Below are 22,295 nucleotides of genomic sequence, written 5' to 3'. Positions count from 1 at the left end.
ACGCTTCGTCAGGGGATGACGCGTGCCCTGCGGTACTGCGCGGCGTAGTCGAAGAAGCTGGCCCGGGTGTCGCGGGTTGCGGAGAATCCCGCGGTGCGGCTCTTGTTCATGTCGGTGACGACCTCCATGTCGCGTCCGAGGTCGGCGTCCGTGTGCCACCATGACGCGACTCGGTCGAGGTCGGGCTCGACGAGTTCATGTCGAGCAGCGAGGGTGCGCCAGGTCGGTCCCATGTCCCGCATCGAGATGTCCAGGGTGCGTGGCGACTCCGCGTAGCCCTCCCAGTCCAGTCCGAACCACTCGGCGATCTGGGGCCACAGCCAACGCCAGCGGAAGACGTCACCGTTCGCGGTGTTGAACGCCTGGTTCTGGCCGGCAGGGGTGCGGGCGGCCCACGTCATCTGCTCGGCGAGCAGGTCGGCGTCGGTCACGTCGGTCAGGGCGTTCCACTGCGTCTCGGAACCGGGGAAGACCAACGGGCGGCCGAGCTCGTTGCAGAGGGAGGCGTAGGCGCAGATGGTGGCCACCATGTTCATGGCGTTGCCGGTGGCGAAACCGAACACGGTGTGCGAACGGTGCACGCTCCACGTGAAGTCGTCCCGCTCGGCCGCTGCGAACAGCTCGTCCTCTTGGGCGTAGTAGAAGTTCGGGTAGGGGAGGCGGTCCTCCTCCTCGCGGAAGGGGGTGTCCGGCACCTTGCCCTGGCCGTATGCCTCGAAGGGGCCGAGGTAGTGCTTGAGCCCGGTCATCAGCGCGACGTGCCGTACGCCTCCCGCTGGCGACAGAGCGGTGAGGAGGTCGCGTACGGCGCCGCCGTTGACGCGGATGTTCTCCGCTTCGGTGTCCATGCGTGTCCAGGCGGTGATGGCGACCAGCTCCGGTGCCAGGTCGTCGAGGACCGCAGCAAGGCTCGCGGGGTTGGTGAGGTCGGCGCGCAGCGGGTGTATGTCGGGGTGCGTGGTCTTGCCGCTCCGAGAGAGCCCGTAGGTCTGCCACCCGTCCTCGATGAGGCGCCGAGCGACGGCCTGACCCACGATGCCGGTGGCCCCCACGACCAGGGCGCGGGGAGATGGACTCGAAGACGGCTCAGGCATGAGGTGTCCTTTACGAAGCGGTCGATCAATCGTCTAGTGCCACAACCTTCAGTACCGATCTGCGATTCCCTGGCGGTGGGCTTCAGCGCATGAGCGCGATCCCGTCCGGATCCGCGCCGGGTCTGCCTTCCGCGACGACGGTCAGCTTTCGCGGGAGCACGCGCGGATGGCGCTCAGTGCGACCCGTCGGCACCTCGAATCTCCCGCCATGGTGGCTACGCCCGGGACGTGAGGACCGGCGTACCTTCGCCGTGGCGATGTCAGCAGGGCGCAGTCGGCGCCCCGTGGTGCCGACCTGAGCATCGTGCGCTGACATGTGAACTGCCCTCCAGCTCGGCCACCGCAACCCGTCGATGACCACCGACGTCTACATGGGCCGCAACACGACCGCCGCTGCGCGGCCGAGATCCTGGGCGGGCCGACCTCGGGGGGCCGAGACTGAGCGCGGCCAAGGGGGTGCGCCACGCGGCCGCGATGCGTTCCGGGGAGCCGGACTTCTCGGGCACTCAGCGGGCACCCCGGGGCGACGAAACAGCCCCTGACCTGCGTTTCCGCTGGTCAGGGACTGTATGTGTACGCCATCAGGGACTCGAACCCCGAACCCGCTGATTAAGAGTCAGCTGCTCTGCCAATTGAGCTAATGGCGCAGGCGGTGAAGCGAGTAGAACATTACCCCGTCGTGACCGGCAGGCGAAATCGAGGTCCCCGGCGAGGACGGCGTCGTCAGAGGTCGGCGAGGACCGCCTGGGCGGCGTTGTGGCCACCCAGCCCGGAGACCGCGCCGCCCCGGCGCGCGCCCGACCCGCACAGCAGGACGGTGGGGTGCTCGGTCTGCACGCCCCACTGCTGCGCCGGGGTGTCGAGCCGGGTCCGCGACGGCGCCCACGGCCACTCGAGGTCGCCGTGGAAGATGTGCCCGCCCGGCATGGCGAGGTCCCTCTCGACGTCCTGCGGGACCTTCGCCTCGATGCACGGCCGGCCGTCGGCGTCGGTGGCGATGCAGCCCTCGAGCGGCTCCGCCAGCACGGCGTCGATCGAGGCGATGGCCCGCTCGACCGCGAGGTCACGGGCACCGGGATCGGCGTCGAACAGCCAGGCCGGCGTGTGCAGGCCGAAGTAGGTGAGCGTGTGCGCCGAGCCGGCCAGGTCGCCGAGGATGGAGGGATCGGTGAGGCTGTGGCAGTAGACCTCGCCCGGCAGCGGGTCGGGCACCGAGCCGCCGGCCGCGGCGGCGTACGCCTGCTCGAGGCAGGTGTAGTCCTCAGCGAGGTGCAGCGTGCCGGCGAAGGCGACCGCGGGGTCGACGCCCGACCTGAGGGCGGGGAGGCGGTCGAGCAGGAAGTTGATCTTCAGCTGCGACCCGACCGGCTTGGACTCAGGGTCCTCGCCCTCGCCGAGCAGGATCCGCAGCACCCACGGGGCGACGCCCGAGAGGACCCGCCGGCCGGAGACGGCGTGCTCGCGCTCGCCGTCGTGCCAGGTGACCTCGGCGCCGTCCGGGCCCGGCCTGATGGCGCTGACGCCCGCGCCGGTGACGATCTCGGCGCCGGCGTCGACCGCCGTCCGGGCGAGCGCCCCGGTGACCGAGCCCATGCCGCCGACGGGCACCCGCCACTCGCCGGTCCCGTTGCCGACGAGGTGGTAGAGGAAGCAGCGGTTCTGGACCAGCGACGGGTCGTCCAGCGAGGCGAAGGTGCCGATCAGCGCGTCGGTCGCGACCACTCCGCGGACCGTGTCGTCAGAGAAGCGCTCGGTGATGGCGTGGCCGAGCGGCTGCTCGACCACGTCGCGCCAGATGCGCTCGTCGACGCGGGTGCGGAGGTCGCGCTCGGAGGGCAGCGGCTGCATCAGGGTCGGCGCCACTGCGTCGGCGAGCCCGCCGACCTCGGCGTAGAACGCCTGCCAGGCGGCGTACTCCTCGTCACCACCCGTCAGCTCGCGGAACGAGCGCCGGGTCGCGTCGCCCTCGGGGCGCTCGACGAGCAGCCCGCCGGTGCGGTCGCCGCGCGTCCAGGGCGTGTACGACGCCGTGGTGCGCGAGGCCAGGCGCACGTCGAGGTCGAGGTCGGCCATCAGCTGCTCGGGCAACAGGCTCACCAAGTAGGAGTAGCGCGAGAGTCGCGCCGGCACTCCGGCGAACGGCTCGACGGAGACGGCGGCGCCACCGGTCTCCGCCAGCCGCTCGAGGACCAGGACCGACAGCCCGGCCCGCGCGAGGTAGGCGGCGCTGACGAGGGCGTTGTGCCCGCCGCCGACCACCACGACGTCATAGCTGCTCCTGCCCGCACTCACCGACACAACCTAGACCCTGGGGCGCCCGTTTCCGCGGACCCGACCCCTCCCTACGAGGCTGCGACGCCGGCCCTCGGTCCGTAGGCTCGATCGGATGAGGGAGTACGTGAGGGAGGACGTCGAGGATGCGGAGGAGGGCCCCGGGAAGGCCTTCCGCCCGAGCAGGGAGGAGCGGCTGAGGGAGCGGATCAACGACCGGCTCGGCGACCCGATCTGGTGGAACGACCTCCTCCAGCTGGGCAAGACCGTGCTCGCCGCCGTGGCCGCATGGGTGCTGGCCGCGAGCGTGCTGGACCTGCCGCAGCCGTTCCTGGCGCCGTGGGCCGCGCTGCTCGTCGTGCACGCCACGGTCTACCGAACCCTGTCCAACGGCACCCAGCAGGTCGCGGCCACGGTCGTGGCGGTGCTCCTCGCCACCGTGGTGGGGGAGGTGCTCGGCCTCACGACGGGCGCCATCGCGCTGCTCCTCGTCGTCGCGCTGCTCCTGGGCGCCGTGCCGTGGCTCGGCGCCGAGGCGACCACCATCGCCACGACCGGGCTCGTGGTGCTCACCACCGGGTTCGATAACGACACCCTGCTCGTCTCCCGGCTGCTCGACACGGCCGTCGGCGTGGCGGTGGGGCTCCTGGTCAACGTCATGGTGTGGCCCCCGCTCGGGCGGCACGCCGCCGCCAAGGCGCTGGACCGCGTCGACGAGGGCATCGGCGAGCTGCTCGTGGAGATGGCCGACGGGCTGGGCAGCCGGTGCGGCCAGGAGGACGTCGACGGCTGGGTCGACCGCACGCGTGACATCGACGAGGAGCTCGACCACGCGTGGGCGCTGGTGCGACAGGCGCAGGAGAGCGCGCGGATGAACCCGCGCCGGTCGGCCCGGGCGATGAAGGAGCCCCGCCAGTGGCACGGGCTGCTGCGGCGCATGGAGCAGGCCGTCGCCGAGACGCGCAGCCTGGCCCGCACGCTCGGCAGCCAGCAGTCGCACCGGGAGACCTGGGGCGAGGAGTTCTCCCGGGCGTGGATCGGCATGCTGCGCGACGCCGGCCGGGCGGCCGTGGACGCCGACCCCGAGGGCATGCTCGCGGTCCGCGCCCGCCTGGTGTCGCTCAGCGACGACCTGCGTCGCACCGAGCGCTCCGCGGAGTGGGCGATCTACGGCGCGCTCATCATCAACCTGCGCAACATCGTCGACTCGATGGACGTGGTGGCCGAGGCCAACCCGATCGGCGGCCCGACCCTGCCGCTCCGCATCCCGGCGCGGCGGCGACCGGTCCGGGGTTGATGGATCGCTCGGCTGTGGGTACATCTGGAGGCGGCACGCCCGCCACCGACCCCGAGGAGGTCACAGTGCCCGGCAAGCAGGAGCTGCCCTCGACCCTCGAGCGCTCGTCCGCCAAGGCGCAGCGCACCTGGATCAAGGCGCACGACGCGGCGGTGGAGGAGTACGGCGAGGGTGAGCGCGCCCACCGCACCGCCTTCTCGGCGCTCAAGCACTCCTTCGAGAAGGTCGGCGACCACTGGGAGGCCAAGGACGAGAAGGGCCCCTCCGACGCGCAGTCGGCCAAGACCGGCAAGGCGGCCCGTCAGGGCGGCGAGACCGCCGAGGGCGTCGACGCCAACGCGTCCAAGGCGCACCTCATGGACCTGGCCAAGCGGCTCGACGTCACCGGCCGGTCCCGGATGACGAAGGCCGAGCTGGTGGACGCCATCAAGAAGGCGAACCGCCGCGAGACCCGCAAGAGCCGCGGCTGAGGCACGCGCCCCAGCCCGGCGCCCCTCATTGCGGGTCGGCACCCTCCTGGCGCGCCTGCTCGTCGAGCAGGGCACGGGCGTGGTCGCCGTCGTCCTCCTGCGCCAGCCCGCGGCGGAAGCTGTCGAGCTTCTCCCGTCCGCCGGGGAAGGGCGGGAGCAGCGGCACGTCGGGATCCACCACCGCCTCCAGCACGACCGGCCGGTCCGCGGCCAGGGCCCGGTCCCAGGCGTCGTCGACGTCCTCGGGGCGCTCGACCCGGATGCCGGTGAGGCCGAGCAGGTCGGCGTACGCCGCGTAGGGGAAGTCGGGGAGCGTCTGGCTGGCGTCGTAGCGCGGGTCGCCCTCGGTCTCGCGCTGCTCCCAGGTGACCTCGGCGAGGTCGCGGTTGTGCAGGACCAGGACGACGAACCGGGGGTCCGCCCACTCCCGCCAGCGGTGCGCGACGGTGATGAGCTCGGAGACGCCGTTCATCTGCATGGCGCCGTCACCGGCGAGGGCGACGACCGGGCGGTCCGGGGCGTGGAGCTTGGCCGCGAGGCCGTAGGGCAGCGCCGACCCCATCGACGCCAGGGTCGAGGACAGGTGGGCCGGCACCCCGGGCGGCAGCGTGAGGTGCCGGGCGTACCAGTAGGTGATGGAGCCGACGTCGACGCTGACCTGCGCGTCGCCCGGGAGCCGGGGGGTCAGGGCCCGCACCACCCGCTCCGGGCTCAGCGGGTCGGCCGGACCCTCCGCCCGCTCCTGGGCCAGGTCGTGCCAGCTCCGCACCCGGTCGGTCACCTCGCTGCGCCAGTCGGACCCCTCGCGCTCGCGCAGGAGCGGCAGCAGCGCGGTCAGGGTCTCGGCCGCGTCACCGACGAGGCCCACCTCGACGGGGTAGCGGTTGCCGACGTGGCGGCCGTCGAGGTCGACCTGCACCCCACGGGCCTGTCCCGGGGCGGGGTAGAACTCGGTCCACGGGTCGTTGCTGCCGACGATCAGAAGGGTGTCGCAGCTGTCGAGGAGCCAGCCCGACGCGGTGGTGCCGAGGTGGCCCATCACGCCGCAGCTGGTGGGCAGGGTCTCGTCCCACCAGGGCTTGCCCAGCAGGCTCGTGGTCACACCGGCGCCGAGCCGGTCGGCGACGGCCCGCACGTGCTCGCCGGCGCCGCGGGCGCCCTGCCCGACGAGCAGGGCCACCCGCTCGCCGCCGTTGAGGACCGCGGCGGCGGCCTCGAGGTCCTCGTCGGCCGGTACGACGCGCGGCGGGCGCCACTGCGGGACGGTCGGGACCACCCCGTGCTCGTGCGGCAGCTCGTCGGGAGCGGGGGAGACCTGGACGTCGTGCGGGAGGATGATCACGCAGGGGGACCGGGTGGCGAGCGCGGTGCGGAAGGCGCGGTCCACGACCATGGCGGCCTGCTCCGGGGCGAGGACGGCCTGGACGTACTGCGCCGCCACGTCCTTGAAGAGGGCGCTGAGGTCGATCTCCTGCTGGTACTCCGCCCCGAGGGCGGTCGTCGGCTGCTGCCCGACGATCGCGACGACCGGCTGGTGGTCGAGCTTGGCGTCGTAGAGCCCGTTGAGCAGGTGCACCGCGCCGGGACCCTGGGTGCTCGTCATGACGCCCACCTCGCCCGTGTACTTGGCGTGGCCGACCGCCATCAGGGCGGCGTTCTCCTCGTGCCGGGCCTGCACGAACTCCGGGTCGCCGCCCGCTCGACGCAGCGCTCCCATCAAGCCGTTGATGCCGTCGCCGGAGTAGCCGAAGACGCGGTGCACGCCCCACGCGAGCAGGCGCTCGACCACCAGGTCGGCCACCAGGCGCTGGTCTGCCATCGATCTTCTCCTCCGCTCGGGAGGTGTCCAGTGCCCACAGCCGAGGGGGTCATGTGCGTCCCGACCGCTGCGCGTGCTCAGCGGTCGGCGTCGGAATGCACCAGGCGTACGGCGCCGGCGACGACCGCGACCGCGGCCCACACGCCGAGCGTCACGCCCGCCGCCGTGGCCGACAGCGGGACCGGGGCCTCGCCGGCCAGCAGCCGCATCGCGCCGGTGCCCGGCAGCAGCCCCGCGGCGTCGACCGCCCACTGGAAGGGCAGGAGGGCGAGCATCAGCGGGAGCACGAGCATCGCGCCGAGCACGGCGACGAGGCTGCCCGCGGTGTTGCGCACCAGCAGGCCGGTGCCCACGGCGAGCAGCGTGCTGGCGGCGTAGACGTACGCGACGTCGGCGAGGAAGTCTGTTCCGACGTCCACGGGGAGGCCCATCTCGGGTGCGAAGCCGAGGACGATCACGCTCGAGCCGGCGACCACCAGGCTGCCTAACAGGGTGGCGAACGCGACCACCACCACCGTGCGGGCGACGACGAGCACGTGCCGCCGCGGCGTCGCCTGCAGGGTCGGGACGATGCCGCCGGTCGCGTGGTCGGCGGTGGCGGCGACGGCGCACAACGCCAGCAGGCCGTAGAGGCCGAACGTCGAGGTGATGGAGCCGCCACGCCAGGCGGTCCCCTCGGGCAGCTCGTCGGGGGGAGCGTCGGACACGTCGATCCCCAGCACCAGGCCGAGGCCGAGGACGGTCACGGCGGTCGCGAGGGCGAACCACCAGGTCGAGCGCACCGTCCACAGCCGACTCCACTCGGCGCGGCAGGTGCGGGCGAGGACGGTGGCCGCGGAGGGCTGCGGCCCCAGGTCGACGGCGGGGTCGACGGCGGGCCCGGCGGTGGGGTCGACGGTGGTGCTGCTCATCGGGTGGCTCCCTCGGGTGTGCGGGTGGTGTGGTCGGGGTCCGCCGGGACAGTGCCGTGGTACTCCACGTCGTCGCCGGTGAGCCGGAGGAAGGCCTGCTCGAGCGAGTGCTCGACCGGGGCGAGGTGGTGCACGGGCGCGCCGACGGCCAGCGCGACGTCGCCGACCTCCCGGGCCGCGAGCCCGGTCACGTCGAGCTCGTCGGGGCCCACCTGCTCCACCGTCGCCGCGCGTCCGCGCAGGGCTGCGGCGAGGACTGCCGCCGCGGTCGTGACGACGCGGACGCGCTGGCCGCCCAGCCCGAGCAGCACCTCCTGCGTGGTGGCGTCGGCCACGAGCCGGCCGCGGCCCACGATCACCAGCCGGTCCGCGACGACCTGCATCTCGCTCATCAGGTGGCTGGAGACCAGCACGGTGCGGCCCTCGTCGGCGAAGCCGCGCAGCAGCGCCCGGATCCACCGGACGCCGTCGAGGTCGAGGCCGTTGACGGGTTCGTCGAAGAGCAGGACGGCGGGATCGCCGAGGAGCGCCGCGGCGATGCCGAGCCGCTGTCGCATGCCGAGGGAGTACGCCTTCACGCGACGGCCGGCGGCCTGGCCGAGGCCGACCTGCTCGATGACGGCCTCCACGCGAGCCGCCGGGATGCCGTTGCTGAGGGCGAGGGTGCGCAGGTGGCCGCGACCGCTGCGCCCCGGGTGCATCGCGTTGGCGTCGAGGAGGGCACCGACCTGGCACAGCGGCGCGCGGAGGTCGGCGTACGGTCGCCCGAGGACGAGCGCGGTGCCCGAGGTCGGCCGGTCGAGGCCGAGCACCATCCGCATCGTGGTGGACTTCCCGGCGCCGTTGGGCCCGAGGAAGCCGGTCACCGAGCCGGGCTCGACGGTGAAGTCGAGGTCGTCGACGGCGCGGACCGCGCCGAAGTCCTTGGTGAGGCCTCGCACGGTGATCATGCGGGCGCTCCCGACGCGAGGCGATGGCGTGCGGGCTGCTGAGGGTGAGCCGGGTGGTTGTCCATGTCCGTCATCGTCGGGCGGCGACGACGACGCGCACATCCCTCCCGAGGGCCACGGATGACCCCGCACGGGGGAGGGGCGACGACCCTCGCGGGGGACGTCCCTGAGCCCTGCGCGGTGAGACGATGGCGAGGTGCAGCACGACGTCACGGCCCCGATCGGCCCGGCCACGGTCGAGCCGCCGGTCCAGCCGCCCGTCCAGGGACCGCCCGGGGACCCGGTCGAGCCACCGGTGGGAGGTGCCCCCGAGCCCGTCGCCAGCCGGCCCACGCGCAGGGTGCTGCCCCGCCGCGAGGGACTGGTGGGGCGGCTCGCCTACGCCGTCCTCGGGGTGCCGCTCGCCGCCGGCTACGCCGCCCTGTTCGCCGCCCTCCTCGGGTCGGCGGTCCTGGCCGTCTACGGCGTCGGGATCGTGCTGGTGGTGCTCGTCCTCATGGTCGTGCGCGGGTGCGGCGGCTGGGAGCGGGCCCTGGCGCGGCGGTTCGCCGGCGTGGACGTGCCCGACGCGCCGGCCGTCCGCCACGACCGCGGCGTCGTACGTCGCCTCCGGCTGGTGGTCATGTCGGGTTCGACCTGGCGCACCCTCGCGTGGCTGGGCGTCCGCGTCCTCGTGTCCGCAGCGGTGCTCGCGGCGCTGGTGCTGACCGGGGCCGCAGCCGCGGTGCTGCTCGCCTACTCGTACTCGCTGGACCTTCCGCGACACCTGCTGCTCGACCTGCTGTCGGTCGTGCTGGCGGCGGGCTGCGTGCTCGTGGCGGTGCACGTGCTCGACCTGGCCACCCGTGGCCTCGCGGTCGTCGCGCCCACGCTCCTCGGCGCCGGCGCCGAGGAGCGCATCGCCGCCATGCGCCGCGCCTCGGTCCGGGTCGCGGGACGGACGGCGGTGGCGCGCGACCTCCACGACACCATCGGGCACTCCTTGACCGCCAGCCTGGTCCAGGCGGAGGCGGCCCAGCGAGCCCTGGCGCCGCGGGACGGCAACGGCTCCGAGCCCGTGGACCTCGAGTTCGCCCGCGCGGCCATGGGCCACATCGAGGACAACACCCGACAGGCGCTGGCCGAGCTGGACCGCGCCCTCGCCGTGCTCGGCGATCCGTCCCGGGCCGGTGACCTGGACGAGCAGCCGCCGGACCTCCGCGACGTCGCAGGACTCCTCGCGGGGCTCGGCGACGCCGGCCTCGAGGTCGAGCTGTCGCTGGGCGTGTCCGCACCGGCGCTGCCGCACGAGGTCAGCCGGCTGGCCTACCGCGTCGTGCAGGAGGGCACGACCAACGTGCTGCGCCACGCCGGCCTCGTCGCCACGCACATCGACGTCGTCGACCGCGGCGACGGGATCGTCGTACGCCTGCGCAACGCCGCGGGCCGGCGGACCCCCGCTCCTCCGGGGCGCAACGGTGGCCACGGCCTCACCGGCCTGCGCGAGCGCGCCGAGGAGCTCGGCGGGAGCCTGCACGCGGGTCCCACGGAGGACGGTGGCTTCGAGCTCGTCGTCGAGCTGCCCACCGGGGCGATGCGTGAGTGACACGGCGCCGCCGACACGGCTGCTCCTCGTCGACGACGACGTGCTCGTGCGCTCCGGCCTCCGCCTCATCTTCGACACCGAGCCGGACCTCGAGGTGGTGGGCGAGGCTGGCACGGGCGCCGAGGCCCTCGCCCGGGCGGAGGCGGTCCGACCCGACGTGGTGGTCATGGACGTGCGGATGCCCGACCTCGACGGCATCGCGGCGACCGCGACGCTCACGGCCCGGGGTCCGACCCCGCGGGTCCTCGTCCTGACGACCTTCGAGGACGACGACTACCTGTTCCGCGCGCTGCAGGCGGGTGCGACGGGGTTCATGCTCAAGCGCGCCCGTCCGACCGAGCTCCTGCACGCGGTGCGGGTGATCGCCTCGGGCACCTCGCTGGTGATGCCGGACATCACCCGCCGGCTGATCGCGGAGCGCCGTCCGCGCCGCGGTCCCCGGGGGGCCGAGGCGCTGCCGACCCTGACCGAGCGCGAGGCGGACGTCCTGCGGCTCGTCGCCGAGGGACTCACCAACGCCGAGATCGGCGGCCGGTTGCACCTGAGCCCGGAGACGGTGAAGACGCACCTGAGCCACGTGCTGGCCAAGCTCGGTGCGCGCGACCGCACCCAGGCGGTGATCGTGGCCTACGAGAGCGGGTTCATGGCGCCGGCTCGGTGACCCGTCGCGAGCCGGGCTGCCGACGGCCGGGGACGGCTCGAGCCCCTGGCCCGGAGGCCAGGGGCTCGATCACGTCTGGGGTGAGTAACGGGACTTGAACCCGCGACATCCGCCACCACAAGGCGGCGCTCTACCAGCTGAGCTATACCCACCATGCTCTCCGCGCGAGCGCGAAGACGTCGAGAAGTGTAGGGCAATCAGTCCGTAGAACCGGAATCGGCCCCGGCGTCGGAATCGGCCCCGGTGTCGGGAGCGGCCGCCGCGGGACCGAGCCCGGTCAGCTGGCCGCCGTGCCGCGCGGCGATCTGGCGCGCCTGGGCGCTGTCAGGCCCGGGCTGCGGCACGAAGACGGCCTCGCGGTAGTAGCGCAGCTCCTCGATGCTCTCCTGGATGTCGGCCAGCGCGCGGTGGTTGCCGCGCTTGGTCGGGGCCGCGAAGTAGGCCCGGGGGTACCACCGGCGCGACAGCTCCTTGATCGAGGAGACGTCGACGATCCGGTAGTGCAGGAACGACTCGAGGGCCGGCATGTCGCGGGCGAGGAAGGCCCGGTCGGTGGCGACGGTGTTGCCGGCGAGCGGGGGGCGGCTGCCGTCGGGGCAGTGCTCCTTGATGTAGGCGAGCACCTGCTCCTCGGCGTCCGCGAGCGTCGTACCGCCGGCGAGCTCGTCGAGCAGGCCCGACTTCTCGTGCATGCTGCGCACGAACTCGACCATCTGGTCCAGCGCCTCGGCGGTGGGCTTGATGATGACGTCGAGGCCCTCGCCGAGCACGTTGAGCTCGAAGTCGGTCACGAGCGCCGCCACCTCGATCAGCGCGTCGGCCCCGAGGTCGAGGCCGGTCATCTCGCAGTCGATCCACACCAGTCTGTCGCTCACCGGACAGACCCTACCCATGACGCGCCGCCCACCCTGCGGCGCTCTCAGCCTCGACTCAGGCTCGCCTCATACGCTGTCCGGGCCTACCACCACCGAATCCTGGAGGAAAGCCTCGATGGCGCAGAAGAAGAGCTCGCAGAAGTCCGCCCAGGACAAGGCGGCAGCGCAGGCCAGGCGCGAGCAGCGCCAGGCCCGCACCGAGCGGGCCCGCGCGCAGGCGGAGGAGCGTCGCAAGGCCGCCAGGCGCAAGCAGCAGCTCACCCGCTTCGGCGTGATCGCCGGCGTCATCGTGCTGCTCGTCGGCGGCTGGTTCCTCGTCACGAACCTCGGCTCGGACGAGCCCGACACCCCGCCCGCGGGTGCGAGCGACGACTACGGGCTGGTCGTCGGCGAGGCCGACGCCCCCAAGTCGATCGTGATCTACGAGGACTTCCTCTGCCCCTTCTGCGGCCAGCTCGAGCAGACCGTCGGCGACCAGCTCGACTCGCAGGTCGAGGCCGGCGAGGTGAAGGTCGAGTACCGCCCGCTGCCGTTCCTGAGCCGGATCAGCGACTACTCGCCCCAGGCGGCCAACGCCTTCGCCGTCGTGCTCGACGCGTCCGGACCCGAGGTCGCCAAGGAGTTCCACGACCTCCTCTTCGACAACCAGCCCGAGGAGAGCGGCCCGTTCCCGGACGACGACCAGCTGGTCGAGTGGGCCGTCGAGGCCGGCGCCACCGAGGACGAGGTGCGCCCCGGCATCGAGGACATGGCGTTCGAGGGCTGGGTCGACGCGGCGGGTGACGCCGCGTCGGACGCGGACGTCGACTCCACGCCGACGGTGCTGATCGACGGCGAGCGGGTCGAGGGCCAGACCCTCGACGACATCGCGAACGCGATGGTCGGGTCGGCCGGCTGACCCGGCTGCTGGGACACTGCCGGTCGTGAGCCTCCACGACTTCATCACCGGCCTCCCGAAGGCCGAGCTCCACGTCCACCACGTCGGGTCGGCGTCGCCGCGGATCGTCTCCGAGCTCGCGGCGCGCCACCCCGAGGCGGGTGTGCCCTCCGACCTGGAGGGGCTCGAGCGGTTCTTCACCTTCCGCGACTTCGCGCACTTCATCGAGGTCTACCTCGCCGTCGTCGACCTGGTCCGTACCCCCGAGGACGTGCGGACGCTGACCTACGAGGTCGCGCGCGAGATGGCCGAGGGCCAGCAGCTGCGCTACGCCGAGCTGACCTGCACGCCGTACACGTCCGTGCTGCGCGGCATCCCCATCGACGCCTACACCGAGGCGATCGAGGACGCGCGCGTCGCGGCCGAGCGCGACTTCGGTCTGGTGCTGCGCTGGATCTACGACATCCCCGGCGAGCTCGGCATCCCGGCCGCCGACGCCACCCTCGAGTACGCCCTCGAGCACCGCACCGACGCTCTCGTGGGCTTCGGCCTCGGCGGGCCGGAGATCGGCGTACCGCGAGCGCAGTTCCGGGAGCACTTCGAGCGGGCTCGCGCAGCCGGCCTGCACTCGGTGCCGCACGCCGGCGAGACCACGGGGCCGGAGACGATCTGGGAGTCCGTACGCCTGCTCGGCGCCGAGCGCATCGGGCACGGCTGCTCGGCCGCCCAGGACCCCGAGCTGCTCGCCCACCTGGCGGGCTCGGGGATCGTGCTCGAGGTGTGCCCGACCTCCAACGTCGCCACGCGGGCGGTGGACCGGATCGAGGACCACCCGTTGCGCTCGTTCGTCGACGCGGGCGTCACCGTGACCATCAACTCCGACGACCCGCCGATGTTCGCCACCACGCTCAACCACGACTACGAGGTCGCGGCCGGGCTGCTCGACCTCGACGAGTCGGGCGTCGCGGCGCTGGCGCGCGCGGCGGTCGACGCGTCGTTCGCCCCCGCGGACGTGAAGGCCCGGATCACGGGGGAGATCGACGACCACCTGCGCCGGGAACTTTTTTCTCCCAACCCGTAACACCTGCGTGGGTGCCGCCGCTGAGGGTGGTGAGCGGCCGCGTTCCGCGGGGCCCTCACCACACCCGTTCATCGAGCTCCCGCCCTTGGACGGATCCCCCCAGGACTCGTGGTGAGGCCCTACCAACGCAGTGACAGCGGCACGATCCTCCGGGATCGTGCCGCTGCTCTGCGTGCCGTCGACCGGTGGGCCGGGTCCGGGAAGCATTCGGCCCCGCTACCTCATACGTGGCGGGGCCTGGCCACATCCTGACGTGACCGGGCGTCCCGGTCGGGGAGGCTGGCGGGCGTGTCGGCGCACCGGGGAGCGGGCGTGGCGCTGGGGTCGCGGGTTCCCGGGAAGGTGCCCGGCGCGGCCGTCCACCACCTACGATCGGTACGACGTCTTCGGGGGAACATGAACAAGCTGGTCACGCTCGTCGCTGCCGCGTTGGTGGCCGTCGTTCCCGCGCCCGCCGGCGCGCAGTCCGTCGCCGACCCCCTCCCAGACCCCCTTGCCGACCCCCTCGCCGCGTGGCACGCCGCGTACGACTCGGCCGGGACCGCACAGGCGAACGTCGTCTGGCTGGGCTCATCGACCACGTACGGCGTCGGGGCCAGCACGCCGGACAAGCGCTACACCGACCTCGTGATCGCCGAGCTGCGCGGCGACCCGGAGCCCGTCACCCACGTCGCCGGCTCCTATCCCGCCAGGAACACCTCGCCCGGCGTGCACGGCTACGTCTCGGCGCCCGGTGGCTCCACCAGCGAGAACTACGTCGGCGACGTCAACCGGCCCTGGATCCTGTGGGAGCGCCCGTCGCTCGTCGTCCACATGGTCGGGTCCAACGACTCGGTGACCTACGAGCCGTTCGCCGTGCCCGTCGACGAGTACGAGACCAACATCGGCGAGAAGATCGACCGCCTCGACGCCTCCACCAGCCGGCCCACGAGCCACCTGCTCGTCCACACCTACCGACGCCCGGACGTCACCGCCGCGACGTGGCGGACCTACGGCGAGGCCCTGGACCGGGTCGCCGCGGCCCGGGACAACGTGGCCGTGGTCGACGTCTCCGAGGAGTACGAGTCGGCCGACCACCACGGCGCGGACCCCCGCGACCTGATCCACGACGCCGACGGTCTGCACCCCTCGGACACCGGACACGCGCTCCTGGCCCGCCGGATCGCCGACGCCGTGCTGGCCGGAACGACGCCCGAGCCGGAGCCGGAGCCGGAGCCGACGCCCGAGCCCGAGCCGGAGCCCGAGCCGGAGCCCGAGCCGACGCCCACGACGGAGCCCGAGCCGACCCCCAGCCCGACGCCCGCCCCGACGCCGGTCCCCGCACCCGGCCCGATGCCGCCGACCACACCGCCGGCGCCCGCGCCCACCCCGGCGCCTGCCACGACGGGCACCCCCGAGCCCGTGCCGGCCGCTGTGCCGGCCGCTGTGCCGGCCGCTCCGGCCGCCCCGCGCAAGGTCAGGGCGATCCGCCACGGTCGCACCATCCGGGTCAGCTGGCGGTCGGTCGCCGGAGCCGAGCAGTACGTCGCCCGGTGCGGCCGCAGGACGGCCGTCGTCACCACGACCGCGGCCGTCGTCCGCGGCACCGCCACCGTCTGCAAGGTCCGGGCGATGGGCCGCGGCGGCGCGTCGTCGTGGGCCAAGGTCCGCGTCCGGTCCCAGCTCGTCCCGCGGGGGGCGTGACGCCCCGACGGGATCCGAACCCGTGACCGCGGACGAGACGTGCGCTCGAGGCCGGCTCGTCAGGGCTCACAAGCCGTGGACGGCCCGACTCCTGAGAGCCGGGCCGACCCGGAGACTCACTCGGGGGACGTCGGGAAGTCAGGCACGACGACGTAGTAGCTGATCCCCTTCGGGGCGCCCTTGCCGTTGAGGAGCGTCGACGTGAGGATCCCGTCCTCACCGACGGTCGTCGTCATGACACGCGTCCCGGCCTTGTAGCAGACCGTCGCGTGGGCACCGACGTAGACGCTGGTGGTCTGGTGGTCGAGCTCCACCTTGTCCGCGCTGGTGCGGTCGTCGCAGTGCTGGGCGGAGGCAGCGCTGGGGCCGGCGGTGCCGACCAGGGCGACGGCTGCCAGGGCCAGGGCTGCGGTGGAACATGCGATGCGCTTCATGTGCTTCTTCTCCTGTCGGGGGCACCGGCCTGGTGGCGCGGTATCAGGCCGTGGCGGCGACGACTCGTCGAGGAGCGGTGCGTCCGGTTCCGGCTCGCCCACGCTAGGTCATCTGGTCTGGACCAGTCCCCGTTTTGCGCAAGGTCGTGCACAGGTCAGCATGGCGCCCCCGACAGGATTCGAACCTGTGACCCGCGGATTAGAAGGCCGCCGCTCTATCCAGCTGAGCTACGGGGGCTGGCGGCGTCAGTATCCCAGCCGCCGCGGAGGCGTCGGGAGGTGGCATCCTCGACCCGTGCGTCCGCACCTGGTCCTCGTCCACGGCTCCCGCCTCGCCAGCTCGCAGTGGCTCCCGCAGCTCCCGCTCCTCGCGGGCAGGGCGACCGTGGGCCTGGTCGACCTGCCCGGCCACGGCCGCCTGGTCGACGAGGCGTTCACGCTCGCGCGGTGCGTCGAGGTGATCGACGAGGCGGTCGACGCAGCGCCGGCGGGTGCGCCGGTCGTCCTCGTCGGGCACTCCCTAGGCGGCTTCGTCGCCATGGCGTACGCCGCCGAGCGCGGCCCTCGACTCGACGGCCTGGTGCTCGCCGGGTGCAGCGCGACGCCCACGGGCCCGGGTGCTGCGGTCTACCGCGGCGTCGCGGCGCTCACGGAGCGGATCGGCCCGGAGCGGATGACGCGGGTCAACAACCGCGTCCTGCGCCGGCTCTATCCTGCAGAGCTCATCGAGCCGGTGATCGCCGACGGCTACTACTTCACGCCGACCCCGGCCGCATGGCGTGCCGTCATGGACGAGTGCCGCCCAGCGATGCTGCGGGGGCTGGCGTGCCCGGTGCTGGTGCTCAACGGGCGGTGGGACCAGTTCCGGCTGGGGGTCCGCAGCGTCCTGCGCGTGCTGCCGGACGCCCGGGTGGCCACGGTCCCGGCGGCCTCGCACCTGGCGAACCTCGACCAGCCGGAGGCCTTCGCCGAGGCGGTGCTGGGCTTCGCCGAGGACGTGTGACGATCCGGTCGCCGGGGCAACCGGATCGTCACACGTCCTGCGTCCGACCTCAGGCCGAGACGGGCACCGGGTCGGGGTCGACGGTGGTCTCCTCGCGCCAGGCCGTGCGGGCGCGCGGGGCGTCGTACACCTCCTGGTCGATGATGCCCTCGCGCTTGGCCACGATGGTCGGCACGAGCGCCTGGCCGGCGACGTTGACGGCGGTGCGGCCCATGTCGAGGATCGGGTCGATCGCGAGCAGGAGGCCGACGCCCTCGAGCGGCAGGCCCAGCGTCGACAGGGTCAGCGTCAGCATCACGGTCGCGCCGGTGACGCCGGCCGTGGCCGCCGAGCCGATGACCGAGACGAACGCGATCAGCAGGTAGTCGGTGACCGACAGGTCCAGGCCGAAGAACTGCGCGACGAAGATCGCCGAGATCGCGGGGTAGATCGAGGCGCAGCCGTCCATCTTGGTGGTGGCGCCGAGGGGCACCGCGAAGGAGGCGTACGCGCGCGGGACGCCGAGGTTGCGCTCGGTCACGGACTCGGTGACCGGCATGGTGCCGACCGACGAGCGGGACACGAAGGCCAGCGAGATCGCGGGCCAGGCGCCGGAAAAGAACTGCTTCACCGAGAGGCCGTTGAGGCGGAGCAGAGCGGGGTAGACGCCCAGGAGGACGATCAGCAGGCCGGCGTAGATGGCGATCGTGAAGGTGCCGAGCGAGCCGAGCGCGTCCCAGCCGTAGCTGGCCACGGCGTTGCCGAGCAGGCCGATCGTGGCGATCGGGGCCAGCAGGATGATCCACCACAGTACCTTCTGCACGACGGCGAGCGCCGAGCGGACGAAGCCGAGGAACGGCTCGGCAGCCTCGCCGACCTTGAGCGTGGCGATGCCGATGGCGATCGCGACGACGAGGATCTGCAGCACGTTGAAGGACATCGACACGCTGCCGTCCTCGGCGGCGGAGCCCTCGAGGCCGAGCACGTTGGCCGGGACGAGACCCGTGAGGAAGTCCAGCCACGAGCCCGTCGTGCCGGGCGCGGTGGCCCCGTCGGAGGTCACGCTGGTGTGGTCGCCGGGCTGCAGGACCAGGCCGAGCGTGATGCCGATGGACACCGCGATCAGGGCCGTGATGGCGAACCAGGCGAGGGTCTTCCATGCCAGCCGGGCGGCACCGGTGACGTCGCGCAGGTTGGCGATGGAGGCGACGATCGCGAGGAACACCAGCGGCGGGACGACCGCGCGCAGCAGCGTGACGAACGTGCCGCCGACGGTGCTCAGGGTCTCCGTGAGCCAGTTGGGGTCGACCTCGCCCGTGGTCGCGTCGACGCCGTCGGCGCCCATGCTGCGGGCGACCAGGCCGAGGACCACGCCGAGCACGAGTCCGATCAGGACCTGCACGCCGAACGAGGGGAGCTTGAAGCGGGTGTGCTTCGCCTGCTCCTTAACAAAAGTATTCATACTGGAAAGATAACCTTTCGCAACGGCACCGCGACGAGCGGGTGCCGGGGACGCAAGCGGATCGGGGAGACCGGGGAGGACCCGGGACGGACCGAGGGATCAGGCGATGCGTCGGAGGCGACAGAGCGCGCTCTGGGTGCGGGCGAGGTCGACGGCGCGACGCTGCGTCAGGAGGTCTCCGACGCTCGTCGGTGTGGTCGTGGCGGCTCGCACGTCAGGCACAACCTGACCCCCCGGCACCGGATTCCGTGCGTCGCGTCACAGCGGGCCCGCCGGCCGCCAGGGTGCCGAGCACGTCCTCGGGTGCCGGTGCGGGGCTGACGGGCGCACGACGTCCGCATGCGCCCGCGCCCAGCGGGTACGCCACCGGCATGAGCAACCACCACCCCCGGCTGGCCATCGTCACCGGCAGCGACTCGGGCATCGGCCAGGCGACGGCGACCCTGCTGGCGAGCGAGGGCTTCGACGTCGGACTGACCTTCCACAGCGACGAGGAGGGCATCCGAAGGACCGCCGTGGAGGTCGAGCGGCGCGGGCAGCGCAGCTTCGTCGAGCCGTTCGACGCCTCCTCCCCGGACGCCGGCGCGGTCGTCGACCGGCTGGCCGGCCAGCTGGGCGGCCTCGGCGTGCTGGTCAACGTCGCCGGGACCGGCCACTCCGACCGGGTGCTCGACCTGGACCTCGACACCTGGCGCCGGGTCCTGGCCACCGACCTCGACGGACCCTTCCTCTGCTCGCAGCACGCGGCCCGACGGATGGTGCAGCAGGGCGACGGCGGCCGGATCATCAACGTCACCAGCGTGCACGAGCACCTGCCGCGACTGGGTGCCGCCGCCTACTGCTCCGCCAAGGCCGGGCTGGGCATGTTCACCAAGGTGCTGGCCCTGGAGCTCGCCGAGCACGGCATCACCGTCAACGCAGTGGCGCCGGGCGAGATCTCGACCCCGATGACCGGCCAGGACGAGTCCGAGGCCTACCACCAGGAGCGGCCGGGCAACCCGGTCGGACGCCCGGGGCACGTCGCCGAGGTGGCCTCGGTCATCGGCTTCCTCGCCTCGCCGCGGTCGGCGTACGTCACCGGGTCCTCCTACACCGTCGACGGCGGCCTCAGCCTGATGGCCGCGCACGGGCACGACACGGCCACCGGGTGGCGCGAGATCTGAGGCGCAAGACCCGGCGCGTCAGCGCTCCAGCAGCACGAGCACCTCGTAGTGGCCGGTGTGCGGGAACATGTCGAGCACCCGCGCCTCGACCGGGCGCAGCGAGGGCATGGCCGCCAGGTCGCGGGCGAGCGACTCGGCGTTGCACGACGAGTAGACGACGTGGCGCGTCGCCGAGCCCTCGAGCCAGCCGGCCAGGTCGGTGCCGATGCCCCGCCGCGGCGGGTTGACGACCACGAGGTCGGGGGAGGCGCGCGAGGCCAGCGCGTACGCCGTCGCGTCGGCGGCGACGAACTCGGCGGCCACGTCCAGCTCGGCCGCCGTCGCGGTGGCGGCGGCGACGGCGTCGGCCGACACCTCGACGCCGAGCACCTCACGACCCGGCGATGCCAGGTGCAGCGCGAAGCCGCCGACACCGCAGTAGAGGTCCCACACCGCGCGCACGCCCGGCAGTCCGTCCACCCATGCGCGCGCCTGCTCGTAGAGCGCCTCGGCGACCGGGGTGTTGGTCTGGAAGAAGGAGCGCGGTCCGAGCCGCAGCGTCACTCCCGTGGACAGCCGCATCGGCAGCGTCGCCTTCCCGGTGAGGACGACCTCCCGCTCGCCCTCGAGCACCGCCTTGTGCTCGGGCTGCACGTTGATCGTCACCACCCGCAGCGCGGGCACCGCCTCCAGCAGCGCGGGCAGGCGGGAGCGGATCCGCGCCTCGAGGGCGGTCGAGCGCACCACCAGCCGCAGCATCAGCTCGCCGTCGGGCGACTCGGTCAGCAGGACGTGCTTGAGCTCGCCGGTGCGGGTCGCGACGTCGTACGGCGTGAGGCCGGCGGCCGCGATCCACGCGGCGATGCGGTCGAGGGCCGACGTCAGGCCCGCCGAGTGCAGGCCGCAGTCACGCAGGTCGACGCCCCGGAGGTCGCGGTCCAGGATCCCGAGGGTCGGGACCTCGACGCTGCCACCGACCGCCATCTTGGCCTTGTTGCGGAAGCCCGCCTCCGGCCCCGCCACGGTCGGCAGCCAGACCGGTGCGTCGACCAGGGACCGCGCGTGCAGCTCCTTGTCGGAGAGCTGACGTGCCCGCGGCAGCTCGAGCAGCGTGCAGGAGCGGCAGCGGAACGCGTCGTAGTGGTGGCAGTCCACTAGCCGCGGAGCCGGCCCATCCACTCCTCGACGTCGGCGGACGTGCGGGGGAGGGAGGCCGACAGGTTCCGGTTGCCGTCGGCGGTCACGAGGATGTCGTCCTCGATGCGGATGCCGATGCCGCGCAGCTCCTCGGGCACCAGCAGGTCGTCCTCCTGGAAGTAGAGGCCCGGCTCGACGGTGAGCACCATGCCCTCGGCGAGGTCGCCCTTGGGGTAGATGTCGGCCGAGGAGCGGCCGCAGTCGTGGACGTCCATGCCGAGCATGTGCGAGGTGCCGTGCAGCGTCCAGCGCGCGTAGACCTTCGACTCGGGGGCGAGGGCCTCCTCGGCGGACACCGGCAGCAGTCCCATGCCCTCGAGGCCGTGGGCGAGCACGTCCATCGCGGCGTGGTGCGCCGCCAGGAACGGCACGCCCGGTCGTACGGCGTCGATGCCGGCCTGCTGCGCCTGCTGCACCAGGTCGTAGAGCTCGCGCTGGAGCGGGGTGAAGGTGCCGTCGACGGGGATCGTGCGCGTGACGTCGGCGGTGTAGAGGTTGTGGCCCTCGACGCCCATGTCGAGCAGCACCAGCTTCCCGGGCTCGATGGAGCCGGTGTTGTCGATCCAGTGCAGCGTCGTGGCGTGTGATCCGCCGGCGCAGATCGAGTCGTAGCCGATGTCGTTGCCCATCGCGCGGGCGCGGCGGAAGAAGGTGCCCTCGATCCACCGCTCGCCGAACTCGAGCACGCGGTCCCAGTCGCGGACCGAGTCCTCGAAGCCCAGCGCGGTGATGTCGCACGCCTCCTGCAGCTCGCCGACCTCCCACTCGTCCTTGACCAGGCGCAGCTCGTCGGCGACGCGGGCCAGGTCCTCGTCCGTGGTCAGGTCGCGGACCTTGCGGTCGTCGTCGAAGGACGGCAGGTCCTTGACGTGGCGCACCTCGATGCCGAGCGAGTCGGAGATCTCCTGCGCCGACGGGCGGCGGCCCGCCCACAGCTCGCCGTACTGCCGGTCGCGGAAGAACTCGTCGGTGTCACGCTCGGAGCGCGGCCGGGCGTAGAGCACCGACTGGCCGTCCTCGATCACCAGCACCGCGTCGGAGGTCTGGTTGCCGGAGAAGTAGGTGTGCGCGGTGTCCGGGCGGAACCGGTAGTCGGTGTCGTTGGAGCGCACCTTGTAGGTCCCGGCGGGCAGGACCAGCCGGTCGTCGGGGAACGCCTCGGACAGCCTGGCGCGGCGCTCGGCGGCGCGCTCGGCGACGGGGTGCCGCGGGACCTCGAGGGTCCGGTCGCCCCATCCCTCGCGCATGAAGGCGGCGTAGGCCGCGGGCACCGCCGGGTCGTGCGACTCCGTCCGGGGCTGCTCGGCGCCCTCGGGGGTCGTCTCGACGGTGACGTCGACGGCGGGGTCTGCGGGGGTTGCGGTGGGCTCGCTCACCCGGTCACTGTACGACGCTCGCGCGGCGGCCCGACACACGAGGAAGCGCCGGCCGGGCCCGCGCGGGACCTGCCGTGCGACCGTCCCGACAACTGGCCGAGCCGCCGCGTTCACCCGGCGTACCGCAT

19 protein-coding genes and 3 tRNA genes are annotated in these 22,295 nt (G+C 73.1%); 9 read left to right on the top strand and 13 right to left on the bottom strand.

Annotation, left to right across the window (positions count from 1 at the left end; genetic code table 11):
• Positions 1 to 8: 8 nt before the first annotated feature.
• The 3 genes from SHK17_RS15155 to SHK17_RS15145 all read right to left on the bottom strand — a co-directional run bounded on the left by SHK17_RS15155 (position 9) and on the right by SHK17_RS15145 (position 3,386).
• Complete coding sequence (locus SHK17_RS15155) at positions 9 to 1,094, bottom strand: SDR family oxidoreductase (RefSeq protein ID WP_322919780.1); 1,086 nt, start codon at positions 1,092 to 1,094, stop codon at positions 9 to 11.
• A gap of 574 nt (positions 1,095 to 1,668) precedes the next feature.
• A tRNA-Lys gene (locus tag SHK17_RS15150) sits at positions 1,669 to 1,741 on the bottom strand.
• Between the two features lie 76 nt (positions 1,742 to 1,817).
• Positions 1,818 to 3,386 (bottom strand): phytoene desaturase family protein, encoded by a 1,569-nt coding sequence (locus SHK17_RS15145; protein WP_322919779.1) that lies wholly within the window; start codon positions 3,384 to 3,386, stop codon positions 1,818 to 1,820.
• 94 nt (positions 3,387 to 3,480) lie between these two features.
• On the opposite strand from SHK17_RS15145, the gene SHK17_RS15140 reads away from it, so the two are divergent.
• Positions 3,481 to 4,662, top strand: coding sequence for an FUSC family protein (locus SHK17_RS15140; RefSeq protein ID WP_322422825.1), 1,182 nt, complete (start codon positions 3,481 to 3,483; stop codon positions 4,660 to 4,662).
• Between the two features lie 65 nt (positions 4,663 to 4,727).
• Positions 4,728 to 5,132, top strand: coding sequence for a ChaB family protein (locus tag SHK17_RS15135; protein ID WP_322919778.1), 405 nt, complete (start codon positions 4,728 to 4,730; stop codon positions 5,130 to 5,132).
• 25 nt (positions 5,133 to 5,157) lie between these two features.
• Here the strand turns inward: SHK17_RS15135 and SHK17_RS15130 are convergent, their stop codons facing one another.
• The 3 genes from SHK17_RS15130 to SHK17_RS15120 all read right to left on the bottom strand — a co-directional run bounded on the left by SHK17_RS15130 (position 5,158) and on the right by SHK17_RS15120 (position 8,812).
• Positions 5,158 to 6,951 carry a thiamine pyrophosphate-requiring protein gene (locus SHK17_RS15130; protein WP_322919777.1) on the bottom strand — a complete coding sequence of 598 codons (1,794 nt, stop codon included), beginning with the start codon at positions 6,949 to 6,951 and terminating at the stop codon, positions 5,158 to 5,160.
• A 77-nt stretch (positions 6,952 to 7,028) separates the two neighbouring features.
• Positions 7,029 to 7,862, bottom strand: coding sequence for a hypothetical protein (locus SHK17_RS15125; RefSeq protein WP_322919776.1), 834 nt, complete (start codon positions 7,860 to 7,862; stop codon positions 7,029 to 7,031).
• The gene (locus SHK17_RS15120; RefSeq protein WP_322919775.1) at positions 7,859 to 8,812 is read right to left on the bottom strand and encodes an ABC transporter ATP-binding protein; all 954 of its coding nucleotides are present in this window, start codon (positions 8,810 to 8,812) and stop codon (positions 7,859 to 7,861) included. The genes SHK17_RS15125 and SHK17_RS15120 overlap by 4 nt, the downstream gene beginning before the upstream one ends.
• A 196-nt stretch (positions 8,813 to 9,008) precedes the next feature.
• Here SHK17_RS15120 and SHK17_RS15115 point away from each other — a divergent pair, with 196 nt between their 5' ends.
• Positions 9,009 to 10,397: a sensor histidine kinase gene (locus SHK17_RS15115; RefSeq protein WP_322919774.1), complete on the top strand. Its 1,389-nt coding sequence runs from the start codon at positions 9,009 to 9,011 to the stop codon at positions 10,395 to 10,397.
• Entirely contained in the window at positions 10,390 to 11,058 is a 669-nt protein-coding gene (locus SHK17_RS15110; protein ID WP_322919773.1) for a response regulator transcription factor, read from the top strand. The genes SHK17_RS15115 and SHK17_RS15110 overlap by 8 nt, the downstream gene beginning before the upstream one ends.
• Positions 11,059 to 11,134: 76 nt before the next feature.
• On the opposite strand, the gene SHK17_RS15105 is transcribed toward SHK17_RS15110, so the two are convergent.
• Together SHK17_RS15105 and orn are read right to left on the bottom strand one after the other, a co-directional pair.
• Positions 11,135 to 11,210, bottom strand: a tRNA-His gene (locus SHK17_RS15105).
• A gap of 45 nt (positions 11,211 to 11,255) precedes the next feature.
• Positions 11,256 to 11,951 (bottom strand): oligoribonuclease, encoded by a 696-nt coding sequence (orn, locus tag SHK17_RS15100; protein ID WP_405030377.1) that lies wholly within the window; start codon positions 11,949 to 11,951, stop codon positions 11,256 to 11,258.
• A 97-nt stretch (positions 11,952 to 12,048) separates the two neighbouring features.
• Here orn and SHK17_RS15095 point away from each other — a divergent pair, with 97 nt between their 5' ends.
• From SHK17_RS15095 to SHK17_RS15085, 3 genes are all read left to right on the top strand, one after another.
• A complete protein-coding gene (locus tag SHK17_RS15095) occupies positions 12,049 to 12,831 on the top strand; it encodes a DsbA family protein (RefSeq protein ID WP_322919771.1) in 783 nt (260 codons plus the stop codon).
• A 25-nt stretch (positions 12,832 to 12,856) separates the two neighbouring features.
• A complete protein-coding gene (locus SHK17_RS15090) occupies positions 12,857 to 13,891 on the top strand; it encodes an adenosine deaminase (protein WP_322919770.1) in 1,035 nt (344 codons plus the stop codon).
• A gap of 396 nt (positions 13,892 to 14,287) precedes the next feature.
• Entirely contained in the window at positions 14,288 to 15,574 is a 1,287-nt protein-coding gene (locus SHK17_RS15085; RefSeq protein ID WP_322919769.1) for an SGNH/GDSL hydrolase family protein, read from the top strand.
• Between the two features lie 116 nt (positions 15,575 to 15,690).
• On the opposite strand, the gene SHK17_RS15080 is transcribed toward SHK17_RS15085, so the two are convergent.
• Both SHK17_RS15080 and SHK17_RS15075 read right to left on the bottom strand, forming a co-directional pair.
• Positions 15,691 to 16,008 carry a hypothetical protein gene (locus SHK17_RS15080; RefSeq protein WP_322919768.1) on the bottom strand — a complete coding sequence of 106 codons (318 nt, stop codon included), beginning with the start codon at positions 16,006 to 16,008 and terminating at the stop codon, positions 15,691 to 15,693.
• 161 nt (positions 16,009 to 16,169) lie between these two features.
• Positions 16,170 to 16,246 (bottom strand) — tRNA-Arg (locus SHK17_RS15075).
• Between the two features lie 57 nt (positions 16,247 to 16,303).
• On the opposite strand from SHK17_RS15075, the gene SHK17_RS15070 reads away from it, so the two are divergent.
• The gene (locus SHK17_RS15070) at positions 16,304 to 17,011 is read left to right on the top strand and encodes an alpha/beta fold hydrolase (RefSeq protein ID WP_322422813.1); all 708 of its coding nucleotides are present in this window, start codon (positions 16,304 to 16,306) and stop codon (positions 17,009 to 17,011) included.
• A 49-nt stretch (positions 17,012 to 17,060) separates the two neighbouring features.
• Here the strand turns inward: SHK17_RS15070 and SHK17_RS15065 are convergent, their stop codons facing one another.
• Entirely contained in the window at positions 17,061 to 18,452 is a 1,392-nt protein-coding gene (locus tag SHK17_RS15065; RefSeq protein WP_322919767.1) for a dicarboxylate/amino acid:cation symporter, read from the bottom strand.
• 371 nt (positions 18,453 to 18,823) lie between these two features.
• On the opposite strand from SHK17_RS15065, the gene SHK17_RS15060 reads away from it, so the two are divergent.
• On the top strand, positions 18,824 to 19,615 hold the full coding sequence (locus SHK17_RS15060) for an SDR family oxidoreductase (RefSeq protein WP_172265193.1): 792 nt from the start codon (positions 18,824 to 18,826) through the stop codon (positions 19,613 to 19,615).
• A gap of 18 nt (positions 19,616 to 19,633) precedes the next feature.
• Here the strand turns inward: SHK17_RS15060 and rlmC are convergent, their stop codons facing one another.
• Both rlmC and SHK17_RS15050 read right to left on the bottom strand, forming a co-directional pair.
• On the bottom strand, positions 19,634 to 20,749 hold the full coding sequence (gene rlmC / locus SHK17_RS15055) for a 23S rRNA (uracil(747)-C(5))-methyltransferase RlmC (RefSeq protein ID WP_322919766.1): 1,116 nt from the start codon (positions 20,747 to 20,749) through the stop codon (positions 19,634 to 19,636).
• Positions 20,749 to 22,167, bottom strand: coding sequence for an aminopeptidase P family protein (locus SHK17_RS15050; protein ID WP_322919765.1), 1,419 nt, complete (start codon positions 22,165 to 22,167; stop codon positions 20,749 to 20,751). Before SHK17_RS15050 ends, rlmC begins: the two co-directional genes overlap by 1 nt.
• Positions 22,168 to 22,295 lie beyond the last annotated feature (128 nt).

It is taken from the genome of Nocardioides renjunii (genome assembly GCF_034661175.1).
Taxonomy (GTDB): Bacteria; Actinomycetota; Actinomycetes; order Propionibacteriales; family Nocardioidaceae; genus Nocardioides; species Nocardioides renjunii.
The sequence above is the reverse complement of the archived record's forward strand: the minus strand, read 5'-3'. Positions and strand labels throughout refer to the sequence as shown.

Coding starts and splice junctions, on each gene's coding strand:
- SHK17_RS15155 (WP_322919780.1), bottom strand. CDS start 1,094: ATGCCTGAGCCGTCTTCGAGTCCATCTCCCCGCGCCCTGGTCGTGGGG.
- SHK17_RS15140 (WP_322422825.1), top strand. CDS start 3,481: ATGAGGGAGTACGTGAGGGAGGACGTCGAGGATGCGGAGGAGGGCCCC.
- SHK17_RS15130 (WP_322919777.1), bottom strand. CDS start 6,951: ATGGCAGACCAGCGCCTGGTGGCCGACCTGGTGGTCGAGCGCCTGCTC.
- SHK17_RS15125 (WP_322919776.1), bottom strand. CDS start 7,862: ATGAGCAGCACCACCGTCGACCCCACCGCCGGGCCCGCCGTCGACCCC.
- SHK17_RS15120 (WP_322919775.1), bottom strand. CDS start 8,812: ATGATCACCGTGCGAGGCCTCACCAAGGACTTCGGCGCGGTCCGCGCC.
- orn (WP_405030377.1), bottom strand. CDS start 11,951: ATGGGTAGGGTCTGTCCGGTGAGCGACAGACTGGTGTGGATCGACTGC.
- SHK17_RS15095 (WP_322919771.1), top strand. CDS start 12,049: ATGGCGCAGAAGAAGAGCTCGCAGAAGTCCGCCCAGGACAAGGCGGCA.
- SHK17_RS15085 (WP_322919769.1), top strand. CDS start 14,288: ATGAACAAGCTGGTCACGCTCGTCGCTGCCGCGTTGGTGGCCGTCGTT.
- SHK17_RS15080 (WP_322919768.1), bottom strand. CDS start 16,008: ATGAAGCGCATCGCATGTTCCACCGCAGCCCTGGCCCTGGCAGCCGTC.
- SHK17_RS15065 (WP_322919767.1), bottom strand. CDS start 18,452: ATGAATACTTTTGTTAAGGAGCAGGCGAAGCACACCCGCTTCAAGCTC.
- SHK17_RS15060 (WP_172265193.1), top strand. CDS start 18,824: ATGAGCAACCACCACCCCCGGCTGGCCATCGTCACCGGCAGCGACTCG.